Origin of the sequence: Mesorhizobium sp. M5C.F.Ca.IN.020.29.1.1, from assembly GCF_003997375.1 — a bacterium.
Taxonomy (GTDB): domain Bacteria; phylum Pseudomonadota; class Alphaproteobacteria; order Rhizobiales; family Rhizobiaceae; genus Mesorhizobium; species Mesorhizobium wenxiniae.
Genome location: NZ_RZSW01000807.1, coordinates 1 through 2,015 on the forward strand (window position 1 = coordinate 1; position 2,015 = coordinate 2,015).

3 protein-coding genes and 1 pseudogene are annotated in these 2,015 nt (G+C 60.6%); 1 reads left to right on the forward strand and 3 read right to left on the reverse strand.

The annotated features are described in order from the left end of the window. From EOA85_RS38345 to EOA85_RS33770, 3 genes are all read right to left on the reverse strand, one after another. On the reverse strand, positions 1-240 hold a 240-nt coding region (locus EOA85_RS38345; RefSeq protein WP_281033827.1), incomplete at its 3' end, for a glucoamylase family protein. Continuing rightward, positions 237-1,100 (reverse strand): hypothetical protein, encoded by an 864-nt coding sequence (locus tag EOA85_RS33765; protein ID WP_206523440.1) that lies wholly within the window; start codon positions 1,098-1,100, stop codon positions 237-239. The genes EOA85_RS38345 and EOA85_RS33765, both read right to left, overlap by 4 nt. After that, entirely contained in the window at positions 1,069-1,683 is a 615-nt protein-coding gene (locus EOA85_RS33770; RefSeq protein ID WP_127212592.1) for a hypothetical protein, read from the reverse strand. The genes EOA85_RS33765 and EOA85_RS33770 overlap by 32 nt, the downstream gene beginning before the upstream one ends. Positions 1,684-1,819: 136 nt before the next feature. On the opposite strand from EOA85_RS33770, the pseudogene EOA85_RS33775 reads away from it, so the two are divergent. Further along, a pseudogene (locus EOA85_RS33775) lies at positions 1,820-2,015 on the forward strand (damage-inducible protein); the annotation flags it as partial.

Consider the following 2,015-nt stretch of genomic DNA (forward strand, 5'->3'; position numbering starts at 1 on the left):
GCCCCGATCCCTGTCAGGGGCGTGCGCGGTGTAGCCCGTCGGTCCGTGGCTCGAAGTCAAACCCCAACAATCTGCTCCGTAGCCGAGGTGATTGTGTGGATTGATGAGGCAATGCCGATGATTGATCTGCGTGTGCCGAACGTTCTGGTCCCAATAATCGGCATGGCGATCGATGAGGCTGCGCGGATCGAGCCCGCAGAAGGAATAATGGGCAAAGAACAGCGGACCGCCGAAGTTCATGCCGAGGGGCAACGAGATGCCGTGATACTCGCGGCCATTTCGAAAGCTGTTTCCGCCGCAAAGCCTTCGTGATAGATCTCAGGATCGATGGCATGGGACGATGATCCAGTTGCCAGGACGAAACTGAGCAGGCATTCGTTCCAACCCTCGATCGGGCTGTTCATCGCCCAGCCGTGGTTTGGACTCCAGTGCCAATAGAGTTGCTTGCCTCCGCGCGTGAACCACTCCCACTCTGCCACTCGTAGCAGCGCGTTGATCCGCTCATGCAGCCGGAGTTCCTCAGATGTGCTGCTCGCAAAATATTCGCGGGCGCAAATGAATCCCTGAAAGAGGAATGTCGTCTCGACCAGATCGGCGCCATCGTCCTTCCGCCGGAAAGGGATGGTCTGGCCGGTACGGCCATCGACGAAATGCGAAAACATTCCATGATACCGCGGTACGCGCTCCAGGAAATCGAGCATCCCGTGCAGCCGACTTAGCGCCGCGGCGCGATCGATCCATCCTCGACTGACCGCGACGATGATGGCCATGATCCCAAAACCCGATCCGCCGATTGCGACGAGATCGTTGTCGGGATCGCCCGTCGTCTTCTGGCGGTCACGGGCAAGCCCGTTGACGGGATGCGCGCCCTCCCAGAAATAGCGTGCTGTCTGTCGCTGCGCCGTGTCCAGCAGCGCTTCGTCTTCAAGTTCGGAAAGGTCGGCTGTGGTGCGTGAATCAAACATTGCCTGCTGAGCGATAGCCGATTGCTCCCACAAGTCCACATGCAGTCGCCTTCGACGTGATGAGTGCCACCCGTCGATAGACGTCTTGCGAACCGCAAAAACATCACGCCGCGAACAAGTCGACGTGGCGATCATCCTGCGTGCCGCGCGCCCACTCGGCGCGCAGGCGGTTATATTCCTCCTCGAAACGCTCACGCTCGAAGAACCAGATGCGCATCAGCGGATAGACGCGATCATCATATAGCCTCCGCTGCTCCTCGGTGAGGTGTTCGAAATCCCAGTCATCGAGTAGGAACGCGACCTCGTCCTCCGGGCGACCGTCGTCAAAATAGCCTTCCTCGCACATCTCCTCGAGAATGCCGGCATCGGCAGTCCGAAACAGCCATTCGCTGCGCTCTTCCTCCGAGGTGAAGCTGAAACGCTGCGGTTCCCGGACGAGCTCGAGATCGGCCGAGCTTGGGATTTTGTCGGCCTCCCACCCGGCACAGGAGGCTTGCACCGCCGCCTGGTCAGCCTCGTCCCAGACGGTGCAGATCGCGAGTTCGTCCTCGGGCACCTTGCCGGTAAAGCCACGGATGTCCCAACCCTCGACGACAAAACGCGCCATCGCTGCCTGGTCAGGCGTGACGCCGGCCTTGTCGAACACTTCCTGGGCGGCGAGCAGGCCGCGCACGATCTCTTCCGGCTGCGCCCCTTCGACGCGGATGGTGATGGTCATCACCTGCCTCCATTGCTGTTCGGGAGCATCGACGCCTTCGCCTTCCGCAGGGGCACGATGTCATCCCGATTGACTCTTTGCGGATACGAGAACAAAAGGAGAACATATCACAGGCTTTCCGCGTTTCAAGGGTCAGATGAGTGTATCGGCGCCCCCTGCTGCCATTTCCGAGCTTCGAGATCGCATCGCGCGTCTGGAAGGCGGAAACGCGCGCGCCCGCACGGTTTTGCCGTTCGGAGTGGCTGCGATCGACAAGGTTCTGCCGGGCGGGGGATTGGCTTTTGGCGGTCTGCACGAGGTCGCGGGTGGAGGGAATGGCGCAGTCGATGGCG